We start from the raw sequence: 660 nt of genomic DNA, 5'->3' as shown, positions 1-660 counted from the left end.
GACGTCCTCGCCTATCGCGTAAGCGCCGAATGGGCACCGACCGACTCGCTGTTCTTCCGCTTTGCCTATGATAAATCTGAAGACGACTCCAACGCCAAGCATGGCCATCGCCTGATCCCGAGTGGCGACGGCACCCTGCCGGTCACGGATAATGTTTATGACACCCGCGCCGGTATCGGTGATGACAACTCTGTCGAAACCGAAGGCTACTCCCTCACCGGCGAGTGGGACGTCAATAACGAGATCACGCTAAAATCGATCACGGCCTATCGTGAAGGCGCAACAGTTACGCCGATCGACTTCGACGCCCTGCCCGGTCAGGATTTCGATGTCCCAGCTTACTATAATGACGACCAGTTCAGCCAGGAATTCCAGATGCTGTACAATGGCGTCCGCCTGTCCGGCGTTGCTGGCATCTACTATCTTGATGGCAGTGCCGACGGCGCATTCGACCTGTTGCTCAGCGCGCTGGGCCTGACGGTCTATCAGGCTGGCAAGCAGGACAAGGAAAACTTCTCCGTCTACGGCGATTTCACCTATGATGTGACTGACCAGTGGAGCGTGTCCCTCGGTGGTCGCTTCACCAAGGATGAAACCACTGCAGACGTGACGCGTGAGCTGTGGCTCGGCATGGGCTCCGGCTCGTTCGACCCGACCAAT

1 protein-coding gene is annotated in these 660 nt (G+C 57.7%); it reads left to right on the top strand.

Annotated features, from left to right (window positions below; genetic code table 11):
• Positions 1-660: TonB-dependent receptor domain-containing protein (locus B4F73_RS05490; protein ID WP_290482686.1), on the top strand; the 660-nt coding region annotated here is incomplete at both ends.

This window comes from Hyphomonas sp. UBA3601, assembly GCF_002375605.1.
Classification (GTDB): domain Bacteria; phylum Pseudomonadota; class Alphaproteobacteria; order Caulobacterales; family Hyphomonadaceae; genus Hyphomonas.
Note: the sequence above shows the minus strand (reverse complement) of the source record. Positions and strands in the feature narration are given on the sequence as shown.